Annotated in this window: 4 protein-coding genes; all 4 read left to right on the top strand. The window is 76.0% G+C overall.

Annotation, left to right across the window (positions count from 1 at the left end; all coding sequences use genetic code 11):
- Positions 1 to 66: 66 nt before the first annotated feature.
- The 4 genes from IF99_RS33855 to IF99_RS0100235 are packed head-to-tail and all read left to right on the top strand — an operon-like array spanning position 67 to position 24,621.
- A complete protein-coding gene (locus tag IF99_RS33855) occupies positions 67 to 321 on the top strand; it encodes an acyl carrier protein (protein ID WP_037826199.1) in 255 nt (84 codons plus the stop codon).
- Positions 318 to 1,946, top strand: a complete 1,629-nt coding sequence (locus tag IF99_RS0100245; RefSeq protein ID WP_051703303.1) for an AMP-binding protein — start codon at positions 318 to 320, stop codon at positions 1,944 to 1,946. Before IF99_RS33855 ends, IF99_RS0100245 begins: the two co-directional genes overlap by 4 nt.
- Positions 1,943 to 23,389 (top strand): SDR family NAD(P)-dependent oxidoreductase, encoded by a 21,447-nt coding sequence (locus tag IF99_RS33850; RefSeq protein WP_037826198.1) that lies wholly within the window; start codon positions 1,943 to 1,945, stop codon positions 23,387 to 23,389. The genes IF99_RS0100245 and IF99_RS33850 overlap by 4 nt, the downstream gene beginning before the upstream one ends.
- Positions 23,386 to 24,621, top strand: a complete 1,236-nt coding sequence (locus IF99_RS0100235; protein ID WP_030994208.1) for a hydroxymethylglutaryl-CoA synthase family protein — start codon at positions 23,386 to 23,388, stop codon at positions 24,619 to 24,621. Before IF99_RS33850 ends, IF99_RS0100235 begins: the two co-directional genes overlap by 4 nt.

Raw genomic sequence — 24,621 nt, 5'->3', positions numbered from 1 at the left:
TGCGCCCCGACGCCTTTCACCCGGCACACCGGCACCACCCGGCGACGACGAGGAGGACGAGGGACCGTGGCGACGAACTGGGACGAGACCTACGAGAAGCTGGTCAGGGCCGCACTCACCGACTACCCCCCGACCGCCCCCCTGCGTCCCGACCTCCCCCTGCCCGCACACGGCCTGGACTCTCTCGGCATGGTCGGCCTCTCGGCCCGCATCGAGGACGCCTACGACATCGAGTTCCCGGACGGAGCCCTCGTCCCCGCCAGCTTCGCCACCCCGGCCGAACTGTGGCGCGTCGTCGGCGGCTGTCTGGACGACCGGTGACGGCCGCCGGGGCCGGCACCGGGCCGGGGGCCGCCAGGATGCTGCACGACTGGTTCGCGGACGGCCTCGCCCGCAACCCGGACGGCCCCGCCCTGCGCATCCTCGACCGCGCGTGGAGCTACACCGAGACCGACGCCCTCGCCCGCACCTGGGCCGCCTTCGCCGCCGCTGCCGGTGAGCCCGGCGCACCCGTCGCCGTACTGGCCTCCAAGACGCCCGAGGCGTACGTCGGCCTGCTCGCCGCCCTCTACGCGGGCGCCCCCGCCGTCCCGCTGAACCCGGAGAACCCCGTGGCCCGCAACGCCGCCGTGCTGCGGGCCGCGGGCTGCGGTACGGTCATCGCCGCCCCGGACGCGGCGGGAGCGGTGGCCCGGCTCGTGGAGTCCGCGCCCGTCCACGCCGTCCTCGCCCCCGGCACCGACCGGGCCGCGCTCCCCGCGAAGCTGCCCAGCGCGGTCGGCGGCGCCCGCGTCCTGACGTCGGAGGAACTGGCCGAAACGGGCCCGGGGGCCGGATGGCGGCCACCGGCCGGGTCGCCCGACGACATCGCCTACATCCTCTTCACCTCCGGATCGACCGGAGTCCCCAAGGGCGTGCCCATCAGCCACGGCAACGCCTCGGCGTTCCTGGCCGCCTCACTGCCCCGCTACGGGGTGCGGCCCGAGGACCGCTTCAGCCAGGTCCACGAGACCACCTTCGACCTGGCGCTGTGCGACATCTTCCCGGCCTGGGCCGGTGGCGCCTGCGTGTGCGTGCTCTCCCGCCTGCAAGCCCTGGACCCGGTGCGCTGGGTGCGCCGGTACGGGCTGACCGTCTGGCACAGCACCCCGAGCCTCGCGCGCGGGCTGCAACGCGCCGACCGCCTCGCCCCCGGCAGCCTCACCGGTCTGCGCCAGTCGGTGTTCGCCGGTGAGCCCCTGCTCACCGAGACCGCGCGTTACTGGCGGCGCGCCGCGCCCGGCACCGTCCTCGACAACATCTACGGCCCCACCGAACTGACCATCGCCTGCACCGCGTTCCGCTGGCACCCGGACCAGGACCTCACCGACCCGCGGTACGGCGCCACCGTCCCCATCGGCGTCCCGAACGCCGGTATGGAGGCCATGCTCCTCGCCCCGGACGGCTCGCCCGCCGACGACAGCGGCGAACTCGTCATGACCGGGCCCCAGATGTTCCGCGGCTACCTCGAACCGGCGCAGGACACCGGCCGCTTCCTGGACCACGACGGGCGGCGCTGGTACCGGACCGGGGACCAGGTGCGCGCCACCGAGCACGGCTGGGTCCACCTCGGCCGCAAGGACGCCCAGGTGAAGGTCAACGGCTACCGGGTGGAGACCGGCGAGGTGGAGGCCGCCCTGCGCGAGACCTCCGGCACCGACGCCGTCGCGTTCGCGCTCGACGTCCCCGGCGGCACCAGGCTCGTCGCGTACCTGCTCGGTGACGGAGAACCGGCCGCGGGGGACCTGTCCGAACGGCTCGCCGCCCGCCTGCCGTCCTACATGCTGCCCCGCCACCTGTGGTGGCTGACCGACCCACCACTGAACGCCCACGGCAAGACGGACCGCAACCGCTTGCGGGAGGACGCCGTCCGCCGGCTCGGACACGAGGGGGAAGCCACACCGTGAACGACCCGATCGAGTGTCACCTGGTGCTCCCGCACGACGACTTCATCATGCGCAACCACCGCATCCACCAGGTGTCGGTGATGCCGGGCGCCACCTTCCTCGACATCGTGTACCGGATCCTGCGCGCGCGGGGACTGGACACCGAGCGCGCGGTGCTGCGCGACGTGCTCTTCGCCGAGCCCATCGCCACCGCCCCGGGCCGCGCCCTCGCCGTACGCGTCACGATCGGCGCTCCCGACGCCACCGGGTCCCGGCCTGTCGACGCGGCGGGCGCGGTCCTGGAGGAGGGCGCGGACCCGGCCGCGCCCGGCGACGTGCGGTGGCGACCGCACTTCTCCGGCCGCCTGGAGTACACCGACGACCCCCCGCCCCCGCCGATCGACCCGCGCGCCCTGCTCACCCGCTCCGAGCGGAGCCGCGACATGGCGGAGCTGTACCGGCAGGCCCGCACCGAGCACATCGAGCACGGTGCGCCCATGAAGGGCTTCGGCGAACTCCACACCCTGGACGACGGCAGCCTGCTGGCCCGCCTCGAACTCGACCCGGGCTCCCGGGACCAGGAGAGCGCCTTCCACCTGCACCCGGCGAAGCTCGACGCCGCCACCCTCGTCACCTTCGGCCACCGCCCGCCGCCCGGCCCCGATCCCTTCATCCCCGTCCACATCGCCGAGTTCCGCGCCCCGCGCGCGGTCGCCGGGCCCTGCTGGGTCCATGTGCCGACCGCCGAGACCGTCGCACCGTCCGGCGACGTGATCCACAACGACTGCCGTATCTACGACGAACAAGGCCGCTTCGTCGCCGCGTTCACCAAACTGAGCTGCAAACGCGTACGGCACGCCGGGCTCATCACCCGGCTGCTGGACCCACCGCCGGCCCCGCACGAGGAGCCGTCCCGCCCCACCCCGGCTCCGCACGCGCAGCCGTCCCGTCCCGCCCCCGGGAGCGAAGACGCGGAACAGCGGCTCGTCCGCCACGTGCGCACCCTGATCGGCGGCCTGCTCGGTCGCGAGCCGGACGCCGTGGACCCCCGGCGCGGCTTCTACGAACTCGGCCTGGACTCCGTCGCGCTGCTCTCGCTGAGCACCGAGCTGGAGAAGGTCGTGGACGGCCGCCTCTACCCGACGCTGCTCTTCGAGCACACCGACATCGCCTCCGTCGCCCGCCACCTTGCCGCACGGCACACCCTCACCCTGCCCGCCGGGGGCGAGCCGACGAGGGCGCCGGCCACCCCGGCACGCCCGGCCGCCGAGGACCCGCCGCCACCGGCGTCCGCCCCCCGCCTCGGCCTGCACCGCCCCCACTGGGTGCCCCTCCCCACCACCGGCGCCCCGCTGCCCCCGGGCGACCTGCTCGTCGTCACCCCGGATCCCTCGCTGCCCGAGGCGCTGCGCCGACGCGCCCCCGGGCGGCGCACCGTGCACGTGCGGCCCGCCTTCGCCTACGAGCGCACCGGGACCGACACCTGGGACCTGCCCACCGGCAGCCGCGCCGACTTCGCCCGTCTCCTGGACGAACTCGCCGCCGAGGGCACCGACCCGGCCGTCCTGGCCGTCTGCCCCCCACCGGCGCGCGGCCCCGCTGCCGACACCAGCGACGGCTACGACGTCGTCTGGGCCCTCGCCGGAGCGCTCGCGGCCAGGCCCGCGGACGGCAGCCGCGTCCTGCGCTTCCTCCACCGCGCCGAGCGCGAGGACACCGCACCGCAGCACAGCGCCGTCGCGGCCCTGGCCCGCGGCATCACCGCGGAGAACCCGGCCCTGCGCTGCCGCGCCACCCTCGTCACCGGTACCCCGGACGCCGGGGAACTCGCCGCCGTCCTGCTCGCGGAAGCCGCCGACGACCGCGACGACAGCGAGAGCCGGCACCACGACGGCGAGCGCCACGTGCTCCGCCTGATCCCCCACACTCTCGACGCACCCGGCACGCCCCTCCTGCCCCGGGGAGCCGTCTGCCTCGTCACCGGCGGAGCGGGCGGCATCGGCTCCCTCCTCGCCGAACACCTCGCCGGCACCCACGGGGCCCGCTTGGTGCTGTGCGGCACCCGGCAGCCCGACGCCGCGATCACCGCCCTGCTGGAGCGCTGCGCCGCACGGGGCGGCGAGGCGCACTACGTACCGGCCGACCTCTCGCGCCGCGAGGACGCCGAAGCCGTCGCCGCCCGGTGCCGTGAGCTGTACGGGCGGATCGACGCCGTCCTGCACTGCGCCGGGCGCACCGACGACGCCGTGCACTTCCGCCGGGACCCCGCGGGGACCCGCCCCGTCCTCGCCCCGAAACTGGCCGGCACCCTGCACCTCGACCGGGCCACCGCGGCGGACGACCCGGCCCTGTTCCTGCTGTTCTCCTCGCTGTCCGCCGTGCTGCCCAACACCGGCCAGTGCGCCTACGGGTACGCCAACGCCTTCCTCGACGCCTTCGCCGGTCACCGGGCCGCCGACCCCGCCCGCACGGGGCGCACCCTCTCCCTCGCCTGGCCCTACTGGGCCGAGGGCGGCCTGCGCGTGGACGAGGCCGCTCTCGCCCGCTCCACCCGCTCCGGGATGCGGCCCCTGCCCACCGGGACCGCGCTCGGTCTGCTGGACCGCTGCCTGGCTACGCCCGGCACCCCGGCCCGGCTCGCCGCCGTCCACGCCGAGGGGGAACCGGCCGGACCGCTCACGACGGATCTCTTCGCCCCCGCGCCGGACGAGCCCGGCACCCGAGCGCCCGCCCCGGCGGAGCACGCGCCCGCGCGCGGTGCCCGTACGGCGCCCGGGGCCGTCGCGATCGTCGGGGTCGCCGGGCGCTATCCGCAGGCCCCCGACCTCGACGCCTTCTGGGCCAACCTCGCCGACGGCCGGGACTGCGTCACCGAGGTCCCCGCCGACCGCTGGGACCACGACGCCCTCTTCGACCCCGAGCCCGGCCGGCCCGGCCGCACCTACGGCCGCTGGGGCGGCTTCCTGGCCGGCATGGACCGCTTCGACCCGCTCTTCTTCGGCATCTCCCGCCGCGAGGCCGAGCGCATGGACCCCCAGGAACGGCTGTTCCTCACCATCGCCTGGCAGACCCTGGAGGACGCCGGCTACCCGCCGGACGCGCTCACCGCCGAGCGCGTCGGCGTCTTCGCCGGAGTCATGTGGAACCACTTCCAGTTCGTGGCGGACCCCGACGACGGGACAGCCCCGGTGTCCCTCCACTCCTCCGTCGCCAACCGCGTCTCCTACACCTTCGACTTCCACGGCCCCAGCATCGCCCTCGACACCGCTTGCTCCTCGTCCCTGACGGCCGTGCACCTCGCCGTGGAGAGCCTGCGCCGGGGCGAGAGCACCGTCGCCCTCGCGGGCGGCGTCAACCTGATGACGCACCCGCAGAAATACCTCCAGCTCGCGCGTGGCCGCTGGCTGTCCCGGGACGGCAGGTGCCGCGCCTTCGGCGAGGGCGGCACCGGCTACGTACCCGGCGAGGGCGTCGGCGCGGTCCTGCTCAAGCCCCTGGACCGGGCACTCGCCGACGGGGACCACATCCACGGCGTGATCCGTTCCAGCCGCCTCAACCACAGCGGCCGTACGAGCGGATTCACCGTGCCCAGCCCGGCCGCGCAGGCCGCACTCGTCGCCGAGGCCGTCCGCGAGTCCGGCGCCGACGTGCGCGCCCTCGGCTACGTCGAGGCCCACGGCACCGGCACCTCGCTCGGCGACCCGATCGAACTGGAGGGCCTGCGCTCCGCCCTGGACACCTTCACCCCCGGTCCGGAGCGCGTGGCCATCGGTTCGGTGAAGACCAACATCGGGCATCTGGAGAGCGCGGCGGGCATCGCCGGACTCACCAAAGTGCTGCTCCAGTTCCGGCACGGCGCCCTCGCGCCCTCACTGCACGCCGACACGCTCAACCCGCACCTCGACTTCGGGGACGGCCGGCTGACGGTGCAGCGCACCCCCGCGCCGTGGCCGCGCCCCTCGGGCGGCCGACGGCTGGCCGGGATCAGCGCCTTCGGAGCGGGCGGCTCCAACGCCCACCTGGTGCTGGAGGAGGCCCCGGAGATCCCGGCCCGGCCCGCCCCGCGCGGTCCCCGGCTGTTCGCGCTGTCCGCCAAGGACGAGGAGGCCCTGCGCGAACGCGCCTCCGCCCTCCTCGCTGTCCTCACCCCGGACACGGCGGTGCCCGAGGCCGCCACGGCCGAGCACGTGCCGGTACGGTCCCTCGTCGCCCGGCGCCTCGCCGTGCCCGAGAGCTCCCTCGGCGGCGGCGAGACCTTCGGCGACCTCGGCCTCGACGCCGCCGCCCGCCTGGCCCTGGCCCACGACCTCGCCGCGCACACCGGGAGCGGACCGGCCGCCGCGGCCGAGGAGTTCGCGGCGGCGGTGCACCCCGGCTCCACGCTGGAGGAGGCCGCGGCGACCTGGGCCCGCCTGGACCGCGCCGGCCGCGCCGCCGAGGGCCTGCCGAGGCTCGACGACCTCGCCCACACCCTCGGTGCGGGCCGCGCCGCGATGCCGGTGCGGTGCGCGATCGTCGCCGAGGACCTCGCGGAGCTGCGCGCCGCCCTGGAACGCCTCGCCAAGGGCGCCGAACCGGGACCGCGCACCTACCTCGGGACCGCCTCCGCCTCCGCCGCGACGGACCGCCCGGCCGCCGACGACGCGTACACCCCGGAGGAGCGCGCGCGCCGTTGGGTCACCGGCGCGAGCGACGTCGTCGGGCCCGGACCGCGCCCCGGCGACGGCGCGCGTCCCCACCGCGTCCCGCTGCCCGGCTACCCCTTCCGTGAGGAGCGCTGCTGGCCCGGCGGGTGGACCGGACGCGCGGCCGAGGACGAGGAGACCGCGCCCGCTCCGGCCCCCTCCCGGACGGCGGACGCCGACGCCGCCCCACCGGCCCCCACGCCCGCTGTGCCCCCGGCCCCCTCCGCCCGCGACGAAGGCGCCGAACTCACCGTCCTGGAGGGCGGGATCGGCCTGATCCGCATGAACTCGCCCATGTTCACCGAGCGTCTGCTGCGCGACCTGCGCGAGATCTTCGGCACGGTCGCCGCGCGCCCGGACCTCAAGGCCGTGGTCCTCACGGGCTCGGACGGCGTGTTCAGCATGGGCGGCACCGCCGAGGCCCTGGAAACCCTGGCAGGCGGGGAGGGCAGCTTCACCGACCAGGCGTTCGTGTACGAGGGGCTGCTGCGCTGCGACCGCCCCGTGGTCGCCGCGATCGACGGGCACGCCTCCGGCGGCGGCCTGGCCTTCGGGCTCTACGCCGACGTGGTGCTGCTCGCCGAGGAGAGCGTCTACAGCGCCAACTTCGTCGCGTACGGCTTCACCCCCGGCATGGGGGCGACCTACGTCCTGGAACGCCGGTTCGGCTCGGCCCTCGCCGACGAGATGATGCTGACGGGCAGGTCGCTGACCGGCGCCGAACTGCACCGCTACGGCGCCATGGTCACCGTCCTGCCGCGGCGCGAAGTGCTGACGGCCGCGCTGGACCGCGCCCGCGCGCTCGCGGCCCGCCCGGAGGGCGCCGTCCGCCGTCTCAAGCGGGAGCTGGCCGGCCGGGTCCTGGCCCGGCTGGACGAGGTGGTGGGGCGCGAGGTCCGGATGCACGAGGACGTGCTCGGCGAGGAGGCGCGGGAGCGGGTCAGGGGCCACTTCGCCCGCGTGGAGGCGTTCCGGGGGGCCGGGAGCACGGCGGCGAAGGAACCCGGGCCGGTGGCCGGAGCGGAGCCGTCGTGGGAACCGGGGCCCGTACCGCCGAAGGAAGCGGCGCGCGAGGTCGTCCCCGCGCGGGAGCCCGCTCCCTCGCCCGAGGCCGTCCGCACGTCCGCGGGGGAGCCCGTACCGGCTGTGGAGCCCGTACCGGCTGTGGAGCCCGTACCGGCTGTGGAGCCCGGACCGGTTGCGGTGGCCGCCGCCGGGCTCTCCGGCGAGGAGGCGCGCGCGGATGTCGTCACCTCCGTCGCCCAGGTGCTCTACCTGCGCCCGGAGGAGATCGACGACGAGCGGACCTTCGCCGAGATGGGGCTGGACTCGATCGGCGCCGTCGAGGTCGTCCGCCATCTCAACGCACGGCACGACGCCGGTCTGGAGGCCGTCGCGGTCTACGACCACCCGACCGTCCCCGCGATGACGGCGGCCCTCCTGACCGCCCGCCACCGCGGCGAGGCCCTGCACCGCGCCGCGCTCCGCCGCGCCACCGGACCCGAGACCCCGGCCGGATCGGAGACCACGACCGGCGCCCGCGACACCGCCGCCCGCGACGAGGGGGCCTCCGTCACCCCGCCCCCCGCACCCGCGCCCGTCGGCAAGTCCGCGCCCCCCGCTCCGGCCACCGCTCCCGCGCTTCCCGTCCGTCCGCACGAGCCCGCCGCGCCCGCCGCCCCCGCCGCCACGGTGGGCCTGGTCACCCTGCGCCCCGTGCCCCGCCGCGAACCGGCCGCCGGAAAGGCCGCGTCCGCCGAGGAGGAGCCGAACCCCGACCCCGAACCGGCCGGCTCCCCCCGAGGACCCGGCGCCGCCGCCGACATCGCCGTGATCGGCATGTCGGGCCGCTTCCCCGGCGCCGACGACCTCGACGCCTTCTGGGAGAACCTGGAGGCCGGGCGCAGCGAGATCGCCGAAGTGCCGCCCGAGCGCTGGGACGCGGACCGCTGGTACGACCCGGACCGCTCCGTCACCGACCGCACCGACAGCAAGTGGGCCACGGTGGTGCGCGGAGCGGACGAGTTCGACCCGGGCTTCTTCCGGCTCTCGCCGCTGGAGGCGGAGGCCATGGACCCCCAGCAGCGCCTCTTCCTCCAGGAGGCGTGGAAGGCGCTGGAGAACGCGGGTCACGCGGGCGGCGGGACCCAGAGGGCGACCGAGCGCGGCGGCCGGGACTGCGGTGTCTTCGTCGGCTGCGGGGCGGGGGACTACGGGGACCTGCTGGCCGGGGCGGGGCAGGCCGACAGCGGGCACGCCTTCCTCGGCTCCTCCCCGTCCGTGCTCGCGGCCCGCATCGCCTACTTCCTCGACCTGACCGGTCCCACCCTGGCCGTGGACACCGCCTGTTCGTCCTCCCTGACCGCCGTCCACCTGGCCTGCGAGAGCCTGCGGCGCGGCGAGTGCCGCACCGCGCTCGCGGGGGGCGTCGCCCTGATGCTGACCCCGCGCCTGCACATCCGGTGCAGCAACGCCGGGATGCTCTCCCCGACCGGCACCTGCGCCCCCTTCGACGCGCGGGCCGACGGCATCGTGCTCGGGGAGGGCGTCGGCGTGGTCGTACTGAAGCCCCTGGCCCAGGCCCTGGCGGACGGCGACCACATCCACGGCGTCATCAAGGCCACCGGCGTCAACGGCGACGGCCGGACCAACGGCATGACCGCGCCCAGCGCGGCGGCGCAGACGGAACTGCTGCGCCGCGTGCACCGCGCGGCGGGCGTCACCGGAGCGGACATCGGCTACGTGGAGACGCACGGCACCGGCACCTCGCTCGGCGACCCGATCGAGGTGAAGGCGCTCCAGGACGCGTTGCGCCGCGAGGGCACCGAGGGCGCCGCCCCCGCCGAGCCGACCGTGCTCGGTTCGGTCAAGGCGAACATCGGGCACACGACCATGGCCGCCGGTATCGCGGGCCTGCTGAAGGTCCTGCTGGCGCTGCGGCACCGCCGCATCCCGCCGACCCCGCACTTCACCGCGCCGAACCCCGAGATCGACCTCTCCCGGGGCCCCTTCCGTGTGCTCACCAGCGCCGCCCCCTGGCACCCGGGCCCCGGCGGCACCCGCGTCGCCGCGCTCAGCAGCTTCGGCTTCAGCGGCACGAACGCGCACGCCGTCATCGCCGAGGCGCCTCACCGGCCGCCCGCTCCCGCCGGGAGCGGCCGAGCCCACCTCGTCCCCGTCTCGGCGCGCGACCAGGACGCCCTGACGGCGGCCCTCACCCGGCTCGCCGACGTCCTCGACACCAAGACCGAGGACGCGCCCGCTCTCGCCGACATCGCCCTCACCCTCGGCACTGGACGCACGCACTTCCCGCGGCGCGCCGCGTTCGTCGTCCGCGACCACGCCGAACTCGTCCGCGCGCTCCGGGCCGCCGCCGCACACCACGAGACGCCGTACGTGCACGCGCCCGCCACTGACGAGCCCACGCTCCGGTGTCTGGCGGAGACGTACGCGCACGGCGGGACGGTGGACTGGGCGGGCCTGCACCCGGCCGGCAGCGCCCGGCGGGTGCCGCTGCCGGCCTACCCCTTCGCCCGCGAGCGGCACTGGGTGTCCGGGCCCGGGCGGCCCGCCCCCGGGCGGCCCGCCCCCGCCGCCCCGCGTCCGCCCGAGGACGCTCCCGGCGCGCTCACCCAGGCCATCGGCCCGCGGGACCGTGTCGTCGCCGACCACCGGCTCGCCGGTCGCGCCGTGCTGCCCGGGGTCGCCGCTCTCTCGCTCGCCGTGCGCGCCGCCGCGCGGCACGGTGTCACCGGGGCCGTCCGCCTCTCCCAGGTGCGCTGGCTGCGCCCGGTCGAGGTGACCGGCGCGCGCGACATCCGGGTCACGACCGAGGGGCACCCGAGGGGCGGGGTGGACTTCGAGCTGACGGACGGTGAGGGCGAGGGGCTCCCCTGCGCCCGGGGCCGCGTCCGGTCCCTCAGCGCTGAGGACGGGCCACGGGACAGGCTCCGGACCGAGGAGATCCGCGACCGCTGCCCCGCCTGGCACCCGGGCGAGGAGCTGTACACCGCCTTCGCCGCCGGGGGCCTCGCCTACGGGCCCGCCTACCAGGCGCTGGAGGGCGTCTGGGCGGGGACCGACGAAGCGCTCGGCGTCCTGCGTGCCCCGAGGACGCCGGTGGGCGAGGAGGCGGACTGGCCGCTCGACCCGGCCGTCCTGGACGCGGCCCTCCAGACGCTCACCGTGCTCGCCCGCGACACCGGCGCCGGCCCGCTCGTGCCCTTCGCGCTGCGGGCGCTGGAGGCGCGGGCCCCCCTGCCCGGGCGCGGCCACGCGCACGCGACCCGGGACGGTGCCACGTTCACCGTCCGGGTCACGGACCCCGAGGGCCGGGTGTGCGCCTCCTTCGACGGCGTCGCGCTGCGGCCGCTGCCCGCGCCGCCGCCCGCCGCGCGTGACGCGGAGGCGGAGCGACCGGAGACGACGGTCCTCGTCCCGCGCCTGCGCGAGACCGGGCCCCCGGACCGGGAGACGACCCCGGAAGGCGCCCCGACCTGGGTCTTCCACACACCCGCCGCCCGCCGCCTCGCCGAAGCCCTCGCGGGGGCCGGGGGCGCGACCGCGATTCCTCTCCCGGCCGACGCGGGAGCCGCTCCCGCGGTGCCGGACGGCCTTCCCGGCACGGTCTACTGGCTCGCCGCGCACGACTGCGACGGCCCCCCGCCCGCACCGGCCCCGGACCCGGCCACCCTGGGCCTGTTCCGGCTGCTGAAGACGCTGATCGCCCGGGGGGCCGGCAGTCGGCGCCTCGTCGTGAAGGTGGTGCTGTCCGGTGCCGTCGCCGACGAGGAGCGGGGCCCGGCCCAGCCGCACAGCGCCGGTCTGATCGGCCTGACGCGCTCGGCCGCCGCCGAGTACCCGCGGTGGCGCGCGGGCTGCGTCGATCTGCCGCCGCGGGAGTCCTCACCGGCCCGCTGGGCGGACGCCGTGCGGGCCGAACCCTGCGCCGAACCCCTCGTCGTCCTGCGCGGCGACCGCCGAATGGTGCGGGGCCTGGTCGCGGCGCCGACGCCGGAACCGGCCGCGCAGGGCGAGGCGTTCCGGTTCCGCGAGGGCGGCACGTACCTCGTGCTCGGCGGGACGGGCGGTATCGGCTCGGCGCTCGCCCGCCACCTGGCCGGTGCGTACCGCGCGCGCCTGGTGCTGGTCGGCCGCCGCCCGCAGGACGACTCCGTACAGGCGCTGCTCGACGCACTCGACGCGCTCGGCGGACAGGCCACGTACCTGCGGGGCGACCTCGCCGATCCGGCCGACGCGCGGCGCATCGTCGCCGACGCGCGGGAGCGGGCGGGGCGCCTCGACGGGGTCTTCCACAGCGCGCTCGTGCTGCGCGACCGCACGCTCGCCGCGATGGACGAGGACACCTTCCTGGAGGTCATGGCGGCCAAGACGAGCGGCCTGGTGGCGCTGACCGCCGCCCTGGAGGACGAGCCGCCCGGCTTCCTGGTCTGCTTCTCCTCGGCGATCTCCTTCGCCGACGCACCGGGGCAGGCCAACTACGCGGCGGCCAGCACCTTCGAGGACGCCTTCGCCGGACACCTGCGCGAGCGGGCCTTCCCCGTCACCGTGGTCAACTGGGGCTTCTGGGGCAGCGTCGGCGCGGCCGCGCACGAGCGGCACGTCGAGAGCTTCGCCGGTCTCGGCATCGGCTCGTTGGAGCCCGCCGAAGGCATCGGGGCGCTGACCCGCGTCCTCGGGGCCGGTCTCGCCCAGGCGGTCGTCGTCAAGGGGACCCCGCGCGGACTCGCCCTCCTCGGCGCCGCGCCGGAGGGCCCGGGGGACTCCCTGAGCCGGGCCCGCGCCGCGTTCGCCGAGCTGGAGCGGGTCGCCGCGAGCCTGTCCCGCGCCCGGCTGCTGCGGGCGGACGACACCGTGGACACCGCCCTGGCACGGTGGGCCGGGAAGCACGCCGAGGGCAGCCCGGGCGAGCGCCTGCTCCAGGCCGTGGCCGACCTGCTGCGGCGCGCCGGGCACGAGGACGTCCCGGCGGAGCGGCTGCTCGCCCGCCACCCGGGCATGGGCCCGCACGTCGCTCTGCTGCGGCGCTGCGTCGAAGCGCTGCCCGACGTGCTCGACGGCTCCCGGACGGCCACGGAGGTGCTCTTCCCGGGCGGCTCCGTGGACCTCGTCGAAGCCGTCTACCGGGGCCAGCCGCTGTCCGACCACCACCACCGGCTCATGGCGGCGGAGACCGTGGCGGCCCTCGAACGCCACCGGGCCGCCCGAGGCGCCGGCCGGCCCCTGCGCGTCCTGGAGATCGGCGCGGGCACGGGCGCGGGGACGGCGTTCGTCCTCGACGCCATCGACGAGGCCCTGGCCACCCGGCCGGACGCCCCGCCGGTGTCCTACACCTACACGGACATCTCGCCCGCCTTCCTCGCGCACGGTGAGCGCGAGTCCGGGCCCGGCCGCCCCTACCTGTCCTTCCGGCTCCTCGACATCGAACGCCCGCCCGCCGAGCAGGACTTCGCCCCGCACACCTACGACCTGGTCCTCGCGACCAATGTCCTGCACGCCACGGCCGACATCGCGCGCACCCTGGCGCACACGCGCGAACTGCTGGCGCCCGGCGGCACCCTGCTCGTCAACGAGGTCACCAGGGCTTCCGACTTCCTGACCCTCACCTTCGGCCTGACGCCAGGCTGGTGGGCGTTCCGGGACGAGGAACGCAGGCTCCCGCACACCCCCTTGCTGGGACCGGGCCAGTGGCGCCGGGCGCTGACCGCGAGCGGTTTCGGGCAGGTCCGGACGCTGGGTGTGCCAGGCGTTCCCGCCGAGCGCCTGGACCAGTGCGTGCTCGTGGCGGAGGCGGCCCCCGGGCCCGTCGGGCAGCCGGCCGCGAGCGACACCGCCCGCGTGCGCGGGTACGTGCGCGGCGTCTTCGCCGAGGTGCTGAAGCTCGATCCCGCCGCGCTCGCGGACGAGGTCACTTTCGAGAACTACGGAGTGGACTCGCTGGTCAGTCTGCGCATCATCCACCGCTTCGAGGAGGACTTCGGGGACCTTCCCGCGACACTCCTCTTCGAGCACATGACGATCGCGCGGCTGGCCGACTACTTCCTGGACGAACACGGCCCGGCCGCCGCCGCGCAGGGCGCCCCGCGACCGACACCCGCAGGGACACCGCCGACCACCGCGCCGGTCGCGGTGTCCCCGCCACCGGACACCCAGCCCCCCGCGACCCCCGCCCCGGCCCGTGAGCCCTCCACCACCCCGGCCCCGGAGCCCGCCCCTCCCGTCCCCGTCGCCTCCGCCGCGAGCAACGACATCGCCGTGATCGGCGTCGGCGGTCGCTACCCCGGCGCGCCCGACCTGGACACGTTCTGGCGCAACCTCGCCTCCGGCACCGCCTCCTTCACCGAGGTACCGGCCGAACGCTGGGACTGGCGGCCGACGTTCGACGCCCGGCGCGGCACTCCCCAGCGCACGTACAGCCGCTGGGGGGCCTTCCTGGACGGCATCGACCTCTTCGACCCCGCCTTCTTCGGCATCCTCGGCCGCGACGCCGCGCACATCGACCCGCAGGAACGCCTGTTCCTGGAGACCGTCTGGAACCTCCTGGAGGAGAACGGCCGACTCGGTCCGGACACCCAGGAGCCGGACACGGGCGTCTTCGTCGGGGTCATGTACGGCACCTACGGGCAACTCGCGGCCACCGGGTGGCCGCAGGGCAAGCTCTCCGGCGCCCACTCGGCGCACTGGTCGGTCGCCAACCGGGTCTCCTACTTCTTCGACTTCCACGGCCCCAGCATCTCCGTGGACAGCGCCTGCTCCTCCTCGCTCTCCGCCGTCCACCTGGCCTGCGAGAGCCTGCGGCGCGGCGAGTGCCGTACCGCCGTCGCCGGTGGCGTGAACCTGATCCTCCATCCCGCCCACCACGTGTCGCTCAGCGCGCTCAACATGCTGTCCGCCGACGACAGATGCAAGGTGTTCGACGCCGACGCGGACGGCTTCGTGCCCGGTGAGGGCGTCGGCGCCGTCCTGCTCAAACCGCTCGACCGGGCCGTCGCGGACGGCGACCGGATCTGGGCCGTGATCAAGGGCGGAGCGATGAACGCCGGTGGCAAGACCGGCGGTTACACCGTGCCCAACCCGCAGGCGCAGGCCGCCCTCGTCCGCCGCGTCCTGGACGGCTCCGGTGTGCCGCCCGAGACGGTGTCGTACGTCGAGTGCCACGGCACAGGGACCGCGCTCGGCGACCCGATCGAGATCGCCGCGCTCGGCCGGGCACTCGGCGGGGCCGGCCGCCCCGGGCGCTGCGCGGTCGGCTCGGTCAAGTCCAACATCGGGCATCTCGAAGGCGCGGCGGGCATCGCCGGACTGACCAAGCTGCTCCTCCAGTTCCGCCACGGCCGGCTCGCACCGTGCGTCGGCCTCGACCGCCTCAACCCGAAGATCGACTTCGACAGAGCGGCCCTGGAACCCGTCCGCTCGCTCACCGACTGGCCCCCCGAGCCCGGGGGACGCCCACGCCGGGCCGGGGTCAGCTCCTTCGGCGCCGGCGGCGCCAACACCCACCTGATCCTGGAGGAGTACATCCCACCGGACACGACCACCCCGCCGACCACCGGCCCCCAGCTCTTCCTGCTGTCGGCGCGGTCCGCCGAACGCCTCCGGGCCTACGCCCGCCGCGTGGCCGACCACCTCACCACCCCGGAGGGCGCCGCGACCCCTCTCGCCTCGCTCGCCCGGACCAGCCAGACCGGCCGCCGCCACTTCCCGGAACGGCTCGCGGTGGTCTGCTCCGGCACCGAGCGGCTCGCGACCCTGCTCCGCGCCTACGCCGACACCGGCCGCGCGGCGAGCCCCGGCCTCCTGGCCGGCCGGGCCGCCCCGGGCGGCGACGGCCTGCGGGACGGGCTCGATTCCGCGCTGCTGCGCGACGCCCGGGGCACGGACCCGGAACCGGCTCTCGCCCGGCTCGGCCGACGCTGGGCCGAGGGCGGCGACATCGGCTGGGCCCCCCTGTGGGAGGGGCGCCCGGTGGGGTGGGCGTCGTACCCGACGTACCCCTTCGACCGGACACGGCACTGGCTGGAGACGGGGGTGCCGGACCCGACGACGGGGGACCCCGCCGCGCCGCTCCCGACGCCGGAGGCGGCCGGAGTCCCGGACCCGCCCGCGCGGGAAGGCGAGTCCGGCGGCGTGCGCCGACTCGTGCCCGTCCTGGAACCGCGCCCGCTCGACACCTCCGTGGCCGGGGGCCCGCCGCGCCGGGTCCTGCTGCTCGGGCCGGACTCCCCGGTGCGCCGCGCCCTGGCCGAGGAGTTCGCCCGCCGCGGCGCCGTATGCCTCGCGCCGGGCGCGGGCGAACCCGGCGGCGGCGACACGGTGCCGGGCGCTGCCGAGGAAGCGCGCGGCTTCGTGGCCGGGCTCGCCGAGCGCGGGCCGCTGCCCGACGCGCTCGTCCTGGCCTGCCCCCCGGCCGCCGGGCCGCCCCGGCCGGACACCGTCGCCGCCGACCTCGCCGCCGGGCCCCTCCCGCTCCTGTGGACGGCGGCGGCCCTCCTCGCGCGCGACCGGCGCGTGCGGCTGCGTACCGCCGTGGCGCACGGCCCCGCGGGGCGGCAACCCCAGTTCTCCGCGACCGGCGCCCTGCTCAAGTCGCTCACGCTGGAGCACAGCGGCTGCACGGCGGTGACGGTCGGCTTCGAGACCTACGAGGAAGCGGCCGGGGACCGGGCCACCGCGACCCGGATCGCGCGGATCGTCGCCGACGAACTGGAGCACTCCGCGGACGGTGTCACCGAAGCCTTCCACGACCGTGACGGCCTGCGTCGCCTCCGCCGGCTCACCGAGCGAGCACTGCCGCTCGACGCCCCGCACGCGCCGCTCCCGGTCCGCGCCGGAGGCACCTACCTCGTCACCGGCGGCGCGGGCGCCCTCGGCCGCGCACTCGGCGGCTTCCTCGCCGACGCCGAGCCCGTCAACCTGGTGCTCGCCGGGCGCTCACCGCTCGATGAGGAGATCGAACGGCGCACGGCGCCGCTGTGGCGCGGCGGCAGCACGGTCTGGTACCGGCCGGCCGACCTCGCCTCGCAGGAGGACGTCACCGGCCTGATCGCCGACATCCGCACCCGCTACGGCACCCTGAACGGCGTCGTCCACGCGGCCGGGGTGCACCGGGACGCGCGCGCCGCGCTGAAGACCGCCGCGGCTACGGCCGAGGTACTGGGCCCCAAGGTGGCAGGGACGGTGCTGCTGGACCACGCCACCCGCGAGGACGACCTCGACTTCTTCGTCCTGTGCGCCTCCCTGGTGGGGGAGACCGGCAACCTCGGGCAGACCGACTACGCCTACGCCAACGCCTTCCAGCTCGACTTCGCCGCGAGCCGGGATCTGCTGGCCGCGCGCGGCGAGCGCCGGGGCCGCACCGTGGCGATCGGCTGGCCGCTGTGGGAAGACGGCGGCATGGGAGTCGACGACGCCACCCGCCGGCTCTTCGCGCAGCTCTGGTCGATGGCGCCGCTGCCCACGGACACCGGCCTCGCGGTCTTCCGCGCCGCCCTCACCGGCACGGACAACCGGTGGCTGCCCGTGCGACGGGCCACGCCCCCGGCGCCCTCCGCCCCCGCGCCCGCTCCGGCCGAGGCGTCCGCCGGGCACCAGGAGGAGGCCCGTACGGACCCCACGAGCGGCGGCCGCCACCCGGCCGCGGTGGTCCCGACGGCGGCGATACGACGGCAACTGCGGTCCTGCACTGCGGAGTTCCTCATGGTCGACCCGGCGGAGGTGGACACCTCCGCCGAACTGATGGACCTCGGCTTCGACTCGATCTCGCTGAGCGAGCTGATCGTCCGCGTCAACGACCACTACGGACTCGAACTCCTGCCGACGATCCTGTTCGAACACCCCACCCTGGACGACGTGGCCGAGTACCTGGGCCGCGAACACCCCGCGGAGGCCCGCGCCGCACACCCCGAGCCGACGGAGGTGTCCGCGCCGGGGACGGTGCCCGAGCCGATGGCGGAGCCCGCGCCGGGGACGGCGCCCGCGCCCACCACGCGGCCCGCGCCCCCCACGGCGCCCGAGCCCGCGACACCCACGGCCTCCCCGGAGGCGGGAGACGCCCCCGAGCCCCCCACTGCGCCCGCCCCCGCCTCCGCGCCGCCGCCCCGGGCCGCGCGTCGCCGGGACGTGGCCGTGATCGGCATGGCGGGGCGGCTTCCCGGCTCACCGGACCTGGACGCCTTCTGGCGGCATCTGAGCGCCGGTGACGACCTGATCGGGCCCGTCCCCCCGGACCGCGCCGACCTGCTGGCGGACCCCGCCACGGCGGGCCTGCGCGGCGGATTCCTCCCGGACGTGGCAGGCTTCGACGCCGCGTTCTTCCGGGTCTCCCCGGCCGAGGCCCGGCTGATGGACCCCCAGCACCGGCTGTTCCTGGAGACGGTGTGGCGCACCTTCGAGGACGCCGGCTACCGGCCGGAGGACCGAGCGGGCACCGCGACCGGCGTCTTCGTCGGCATGGCCACCTCGGACTACGGCGAGCTGATCGCCCGCTCCGGCGCGGACACCGAGGCCCACATGGCCACCGGCGTCGCCCGCTCCCTGGTCGCCAACCGCGTCTCCCACCTGCTGGACCTGCGCGGCCCGAGCGAGACCGTCGACACGGCCTGCTCCAGCTCCCTCGTGGCCCTGCACCGCGCGGTCGGCGCCTTGGCGGACGGTGAGTGCGAGGAGGCGATCGTCGGCGGCGTCAGCCTGGTGCTGAGCCCGGGCCTGTTCCGGGTCTTCGACCAGTCCGGCATGCTCAGCGCCGCCGGACGCTGCGCCACCTTCGACAAGGACGCGGACGGGTACGTCCGGGGGGAAGGAGTCGGCGCGGTCCTGCTCAAGCCGCTGGAGCGGGCCGAGGCGGACGGCGACCGGATACTCGCCGTCGTCCGGGGCAGCGCCGTCAACCACTGCGGGCGCTCGCCCTCCCTCACCGCCCCGAACCCGCGCGCGCAGGCCGAGGTCGTGGCCCGCGCCCACCGGATCGCCGGCGTCGCCCCGTCCGGCGTCACCTACGTCGAGACCCACGGCACCGGCACCCGGCTCGGCGACCCGATCGAGGTCGAGGGCCTGAAGGACGCCTTCGCCCGCCTCTACGGCGACCGGGGCGAAATCGTGCCGAGCGAGCCGCACATCACGCTCGGCTCGGTGAAGACCAACATCGGCCACCTCGAAGCGGCGGCCGGGATCGCCGGACTGCTCAAGGTGCTGCTGGCCCTGTGGCACCGCACCCTCCCCGCCCACCTGCACCTGCGCGAGACCAACCCCTACCTCCGGCTGGACGGCACCCCGTTCCGCATCGGCACCACGACCACCCCGTGGGAGGGCGCCAAGGACGAGCACGGCCGGCCCGTCTGGCGGGCCGGGATCAGCTCGTTCGGCTTCGGCGGCACCAACGCCCACGTCGTCCTGGAGGCGTGGACGGCGCCCGACGGCACGACCCGGCCGCCGGGCCGCGCGCGCCCGCTGCCGAGGACCGCCTTCCACCCCCGCCGCCACTGGTTCACCACCTCCCGGCCAGCAAGGACGGAGTCCCCCGTGCCGCACCCCGACCAGGCAGCCACGACCGCGCAGCCGCAGCCGCGGACGAACCCCCCGGCCCCCGCCCGCCCGCGGGTCCGGCTGCGCGCCCTCGCCACGACCGCGCCGGCGGCCCCCGCCGGTGCGCCCGCCGCCCCACCGGAAGCCCCGGCCCCCGAGCGGCCCGTGCCCCCCGCCGCGGCCGGTGCCCCGGCGACGAGGGCGAGCGGCGCCCCCGCCTCCGCCGCACCGGCCGCGAGCGAACTCCGCGCCACACTGCGGCACATGGTCGCCGACCTCCTCGGCCGGTCCGCCGCCGACTTCGCGGACGACACCCCCTTCGCCGACCTCGGCCTCGACTCCATCTACCGCATGGACGTGGCCCGCGCCCTCAACGACGCCCACGGCCTCGACCTCCAGGGCGCCGAGCTCTACGAGTACGACAGCGTCGCCACGCTCGCCGACCACGTACTGACCGCCATCGGAGCGCGCGCGTCCCGGCCGGCGCCGCGCGAGATCCCGCCGACGCCGCCCGCGAGCACCGGGACGTCCGCGCCTGCGCGGGAGGCGCCCTCCGGCCGGGACGGAGCCCGGGACGCGCTGCGCCGTGTGCTGGAGCAGGTGCTCGGCAGGTCCTTCGACCCGGAGGTCACCTTCGAGGACAACGGCTTCACGTCCTTCGACATGCTCCGGGGCGTGAGCGCCCTGGAGACCGGCCTCGGAGCCCTGCCCAAGGCACTCTTCTTCGAGCGGCCCACCCTGGACCAGCTCACCGACGCCCTCTGCGCGACGCACGGCGAGCGGAGCGTCGCGCGGCTCCGGCCACCGGAGCCGGCCGGATCCGCCCGCTTCTCCGCCCCGGTGCCCGGTCCCGCGCGCCGGACCAGGGTGCTCACCCGGGCCGAGGCCGCCGCCGATCCCGGGCTCGCCGAGGTCGTCGCGGAGCTGGAACACCGGTACGGCAAGGAGAGCGGCCTCGGTGGCCGCGACATCGCGCCGTATCTCTTCGTCGGCGCCGAACGCCGAGGATTCTTCGCCCTGTCCCAGGGGGACCGGGCCATGCTCGTGTGGAACTACACCGGTCCTGAGGACTACTTCGCCGAACTGGCCGCCGAGTACTTCGGCCACGCCCGGCAGGCCGGCCTGCGGCCCAACCTGCTGTCCCTCGTCCGGCTGACGGAGGTCGGCCAGGAGCCCGTCACCGCGACCCCCTTCGGCGCGCTCCAGCGCATCGAGGACCTCGGCGCCTTCAAGCTGTCCGGCGGCCGGATGAGCAGGCTGCGCTACATGGTCAAGCGCTTCGAGAAGGCCGGCGCCTGCCGTACGTCCGAGTACCGGGGTGGCGAGGACCCCGCGGTCGACGCCGAACTGGCCGCGCTCGTGGACGAGTGGGCGGCGACCAAGCAGATGGTCAACCCCTACGTGCGGCGGGTGCGCGAGGACCTGGCGGGCGGCAGGCTCGACGAGCGCCACAGGCTGTTCCTGACGTACCTGGACGATGTCCTGGTCAACGCCGTCGTGATCACCCGCATCCCGTCCGAGAACGGCTACCTGCTCGACGTCGAGTTCTACCCCGGCCACATGCCGCTCGGGGGGCTGGAGTTCGCGCTCGTACGGATTCTGGAGCGGCTGCGCGAGGAGGGCTGCGAGGTCTTCAGCTTCGGCGCCAGCTTCGGAGGGGAGACGGGCACCTCGCCCAACGCCTCGCCGACCGCCGTGCGCGCGCTGGCCGAACTCCGCGACGCCGGGATCTTCGGTGGCGGCAACTACCAGTTCAAGAACAAGTTCCGCCCCCGGAACCGGACTCTTTACCTCGTGCAGCCCGAGGGCGAGGAGGCCAGCGAGGTCAGCGACGTCATCCTCATGATCGCGGACCCGGGGGCACCCGTCGCCGTAGCCGAGCGCGCACCGAAGGGGCGCGCGACGGAGCCCGCGTCGACGGAGCCCGCGTCGACGGAGCCCGCGTCGACGGAGCCCGCGTCGACGGAGCCCGCGTCGACGGAGCCCGCGTCGAAGGAGCCCGCGTCCAAGGAGCCCGCGTCCCATGAGGCCGCCTCCAAGGGGTCCACGCCCAAGGCGCCCGCGCCCCTGGAGTCCGCGGCGAAGCCCGCCTCGGACGCCGCGCCGCGCCTGGCGCTACTGGCGGCGCACGGCCACAATCCCGCCCGGCTCCCGCACCTCGCCGTCGAACTGGACCTGCTCACCGACTCCTGGGCGGACCGCGCCGACCCCTGGCAGCGGGCGCGCGCCGAAGCCCTCGCCGAACAGGCCGACGCGGCCGGGATCATGGGGGAGGAGCCGCCGAACCTGCCCTGGCTGCCGTTCGCCCACCGGTTCTTCGCCGCCTCCGGCCGCGCCGCCGAGGAGCGGCTGTGCCGCGCCTGGCCGGGCCCGCGCCGCCGAGTCCTGCACGCCTCGGCCTTCCCGACCTGGCTCGGGGCGCTCACGGAGCAGGGCTTCGACCCCTCGCTCGCGTTGCCGGTCAGGGGTGAGGGCCCCTTCGCTGCCGACCTCGAACTGGCGGCACTGGAGGACGCGTTGGAGCGGCACGCCGAAGACGTCTCCTTCGTCCTCGTGGAGAGCGCCACCAACGCCCACGGCGGTGCCCCGCTCTCCCTGGAGAACCTGCGCGGCGTCGCGAAGCTCACCCGGGCCCACGGCGTCCCCCTGGTGCTGGACGCCACCCGTCTGCTGGACAACGCCCTGCTGATCTGCGGCGCCCGCCGGGACCGCGCGGCCGGGGACCCGTGGGAGGTGGTCGGGGAGATGCTGAGCCTCGCAGAGACCGTGACGTTCAGCCTCTCGAAGGACTTCGGGACCGACGGGGGCGGTCTCCTCGCCACCGGCGACGAACGGCTCGCCGAGCGGCTCACCGAACGGACGCTCGCACGGGGCGGGGAACCGGGCCTCACCACCCGACGGCTGCTCTCCGCCGCCCTGCTGGACCAGGAGACCGCGACGAAGCTGGTGGCCGAGCGGGTGGCGAACGTGGCCGCGTTCCGGCGGCGCCTGGAGCGGGGCGGCGTGCCGCTCGTGCCCGGACCCTCCGCGCACTGCGTGCTGTTCGACGTGGACAAGGCCGCCGCGGGCCGTACCCTCCGGCACCCCCTCGCCTCGTACCTGGCCGGGATCTACGCGGCCACCGGCGTACGCGGCGGCCCCCACCTGGCCCCCGCCGCCCGCCTCGCGGACGGCTCCGCACCCCCGCGACGAAAGCTGATCCGCTTCGCCGTACCGCTCGGCATGGACCGCGAGACGCTGGAAGAAGCCGCAGAGCGGCTCGCGGCCTTCGTCACCGATCCCTCGGTGCCGGACCTGACGGAGGTCCCGGGCGCCCCGGGGCCCGCCGCCCTGCGGTCCTACCACCCGACGCACGCCCTGCCCGCCGACATCCGCGAGGCGTTCGAGGAGGAAGCGGCGGCGGACCCCGCCCCGGCCTCCGCGAACTACGAAGTGCTCAGGGAGCGGGCCCCCGGGACACGGCGGCACATCCTGCCCATGGCGGGCGGCGCGGTGGAGATCTTCGACCGGGGCGAGGGCCCGGCGGTGCTCATGCTGCCGCCCTTCAACGTCGGCGGCGGCGTCTTCGCCGACCAGGTCGCCGCACTCTCCGGCGGCCACCGGGTGCTCGTCGTCCATCACCCGGGCGTCGGCGCCACCACCAGCGCGGACGACATCTCGCTGACCGGCATCGCCGACCTGTACCTCGGCGTCCTGGACCGCCTCGGCGTGAACGAACCGGTGCACGTGGTGGGCACTTCCTTCGGCGGGCTCCTCGCCCAGAGTTTCGTCCTCGCCCACCCCGGGCGCGCCGCGTCCCTCGCGCTGCTGTGCAGCTCGTACCGGTACGCCAACCGGGTTGGCGCGGTGAACCGCCTGGAGGACCTGGTCGCCGAGGACCTCGACCGGATCGTCGCGGCCGGGGCCGAGGACGTCGCGCGCCGACGCGCCGAACTCACGGCACGCCTGCTGCGCTGCGAGAGCATGGCGCCGCACATCGGACTGCGCTACCTGGACGTCTTCGCCCAGCAGCCGGACCTGCTGGGCCGGCTCGGCGACATCGCGGTCCCCACCCTCGTCCTCGCCGGCGGTGTGGACGCGGTCGTCCCCCGCAAGACCTCGCACCTGATGCACGGCGCCATCCCCGACGCCCGCTACCACGAACTGCCCCTGGCCGGGCACTTCCCGACCGTCACCGACCCCGACGGGGTGAGCGCCGCTCTGGCCGCCTTCCTCGCCGACGTCGGGGAGGAGCGATGACCGGGTACGGAATCGAGGCGCTGGACGTGTACGCGGGCAGCGCCGCCGTCAGCGCCCGCGCGGTGTTCGACGGCCGCGGCCTCGACCCGCGCCGCTTCGACAACGTCGCCTCCGACCGGCGCTCGGTGGCACTTCCCTTCGAGGACCCGGTCACCCACGCCGTCAACGCCGCCCGCCCCCTGCTGGACCGTATTCCGCCCGCCGACCGCGAGCGGATCGAACTCCTCGTCACCACCAGCGAGTCCGGCATCGACTACAGCAAGTCCATCGCCTCCTACGTGCACGAACACCTCGGCCTGCCGCCGACCTGCCGGATGCTGGAGATGAAACAGGCGTGCTACGCGGCCACCGCCGCGCTGCAACTCGCCCTCGGCTACCTGGCCGCCGGGCTCTCGCCCGGCGCGAAGGTGCTGATCGTCTCCACCGACATGTCCCTCGCCGACGAGCGCGCCCAGTACGCCGAGCCGGTCACCGGCACCGGCGCGGTCGCCCTGCTCGTCGGCGACCGGCCCCGGGTGCTCACCGCCGATCTCGGCGCGTTCGGCGTGCACAGCTTCGAGACCCTGGACTCCGCCCGCCCCGGCCCCGACCTCGACATCGCCGACGCCGACCGCTCCCTCATGGCCTACCTGGAGTGCTTCTCCCGCAGCTTCGCCGACTACCGGTCCCGTGTGGAGGACGCCGACTTCGCGACCACCTTCGACCTGCTCGCCCTGCACACGCCCTTCTCCGGCATGGTGAGGGCCGCACACCGCCGCCTGCTGCGCGAGCTGTATCGCACCCCCGCCGACAAGGTGGCCGAGGACTTCGAGCGCCGGGTCGCGCCCTCGCTGATCCACCCCGCCCAGACCGGCAACCTGTTCTCCGGCTCGCTCTACCTCGCCCTGGCGAGCGCGCTCGATCACACCCGGCTCGACGGGCCCGCCCGTATCGGCCTCTTCTCCTACGGCTCCGGCTGCTCCTCCGAGTTCTTCAGCGGCGTCGTGGGCCCGGAGTCGGCCGCCGCCGTCGCCGAGGCGCGCATCGGTCCCCGGCTGCGGGCCCGCGCGGGCCTCGACTTCACCGAGTACACCGCCCTGCTCGAAGAGAACAGCGCTTGCCTGCGCCCCACCCCCCACCGCGACATCGACCCCGGCCGCTACGACGCCCTCCTGCGCCGCGCCGCGGACCGCCCCGCACTGCTCGCCCTGACCGGCGTGCGCGCTCACCACCGCCAGTACGCGTGGATCTGA

Source organism: Streptomyces sp. NRRL F-5630 (assembly GCF_000719475.1).
Classification (GTDB): Bacteria; Actinomycetota; Actinomycetes; order Streptomycetales; family Streptomycetaceae; genus Streptomyces.
This window is presented reverse-complemented; position numbering and strand designations above follow the sequence as displayed.

Excerpts from the sequence above, each read along its gene's own strand:
- IF99_RS0100235 (WP_030994208.1), top strand. The coding sequence starts at position 23,386 with ATGACCGGGTACGGAATCGAGGCGCTGGACGTGTACGCGGGCAGCGCC.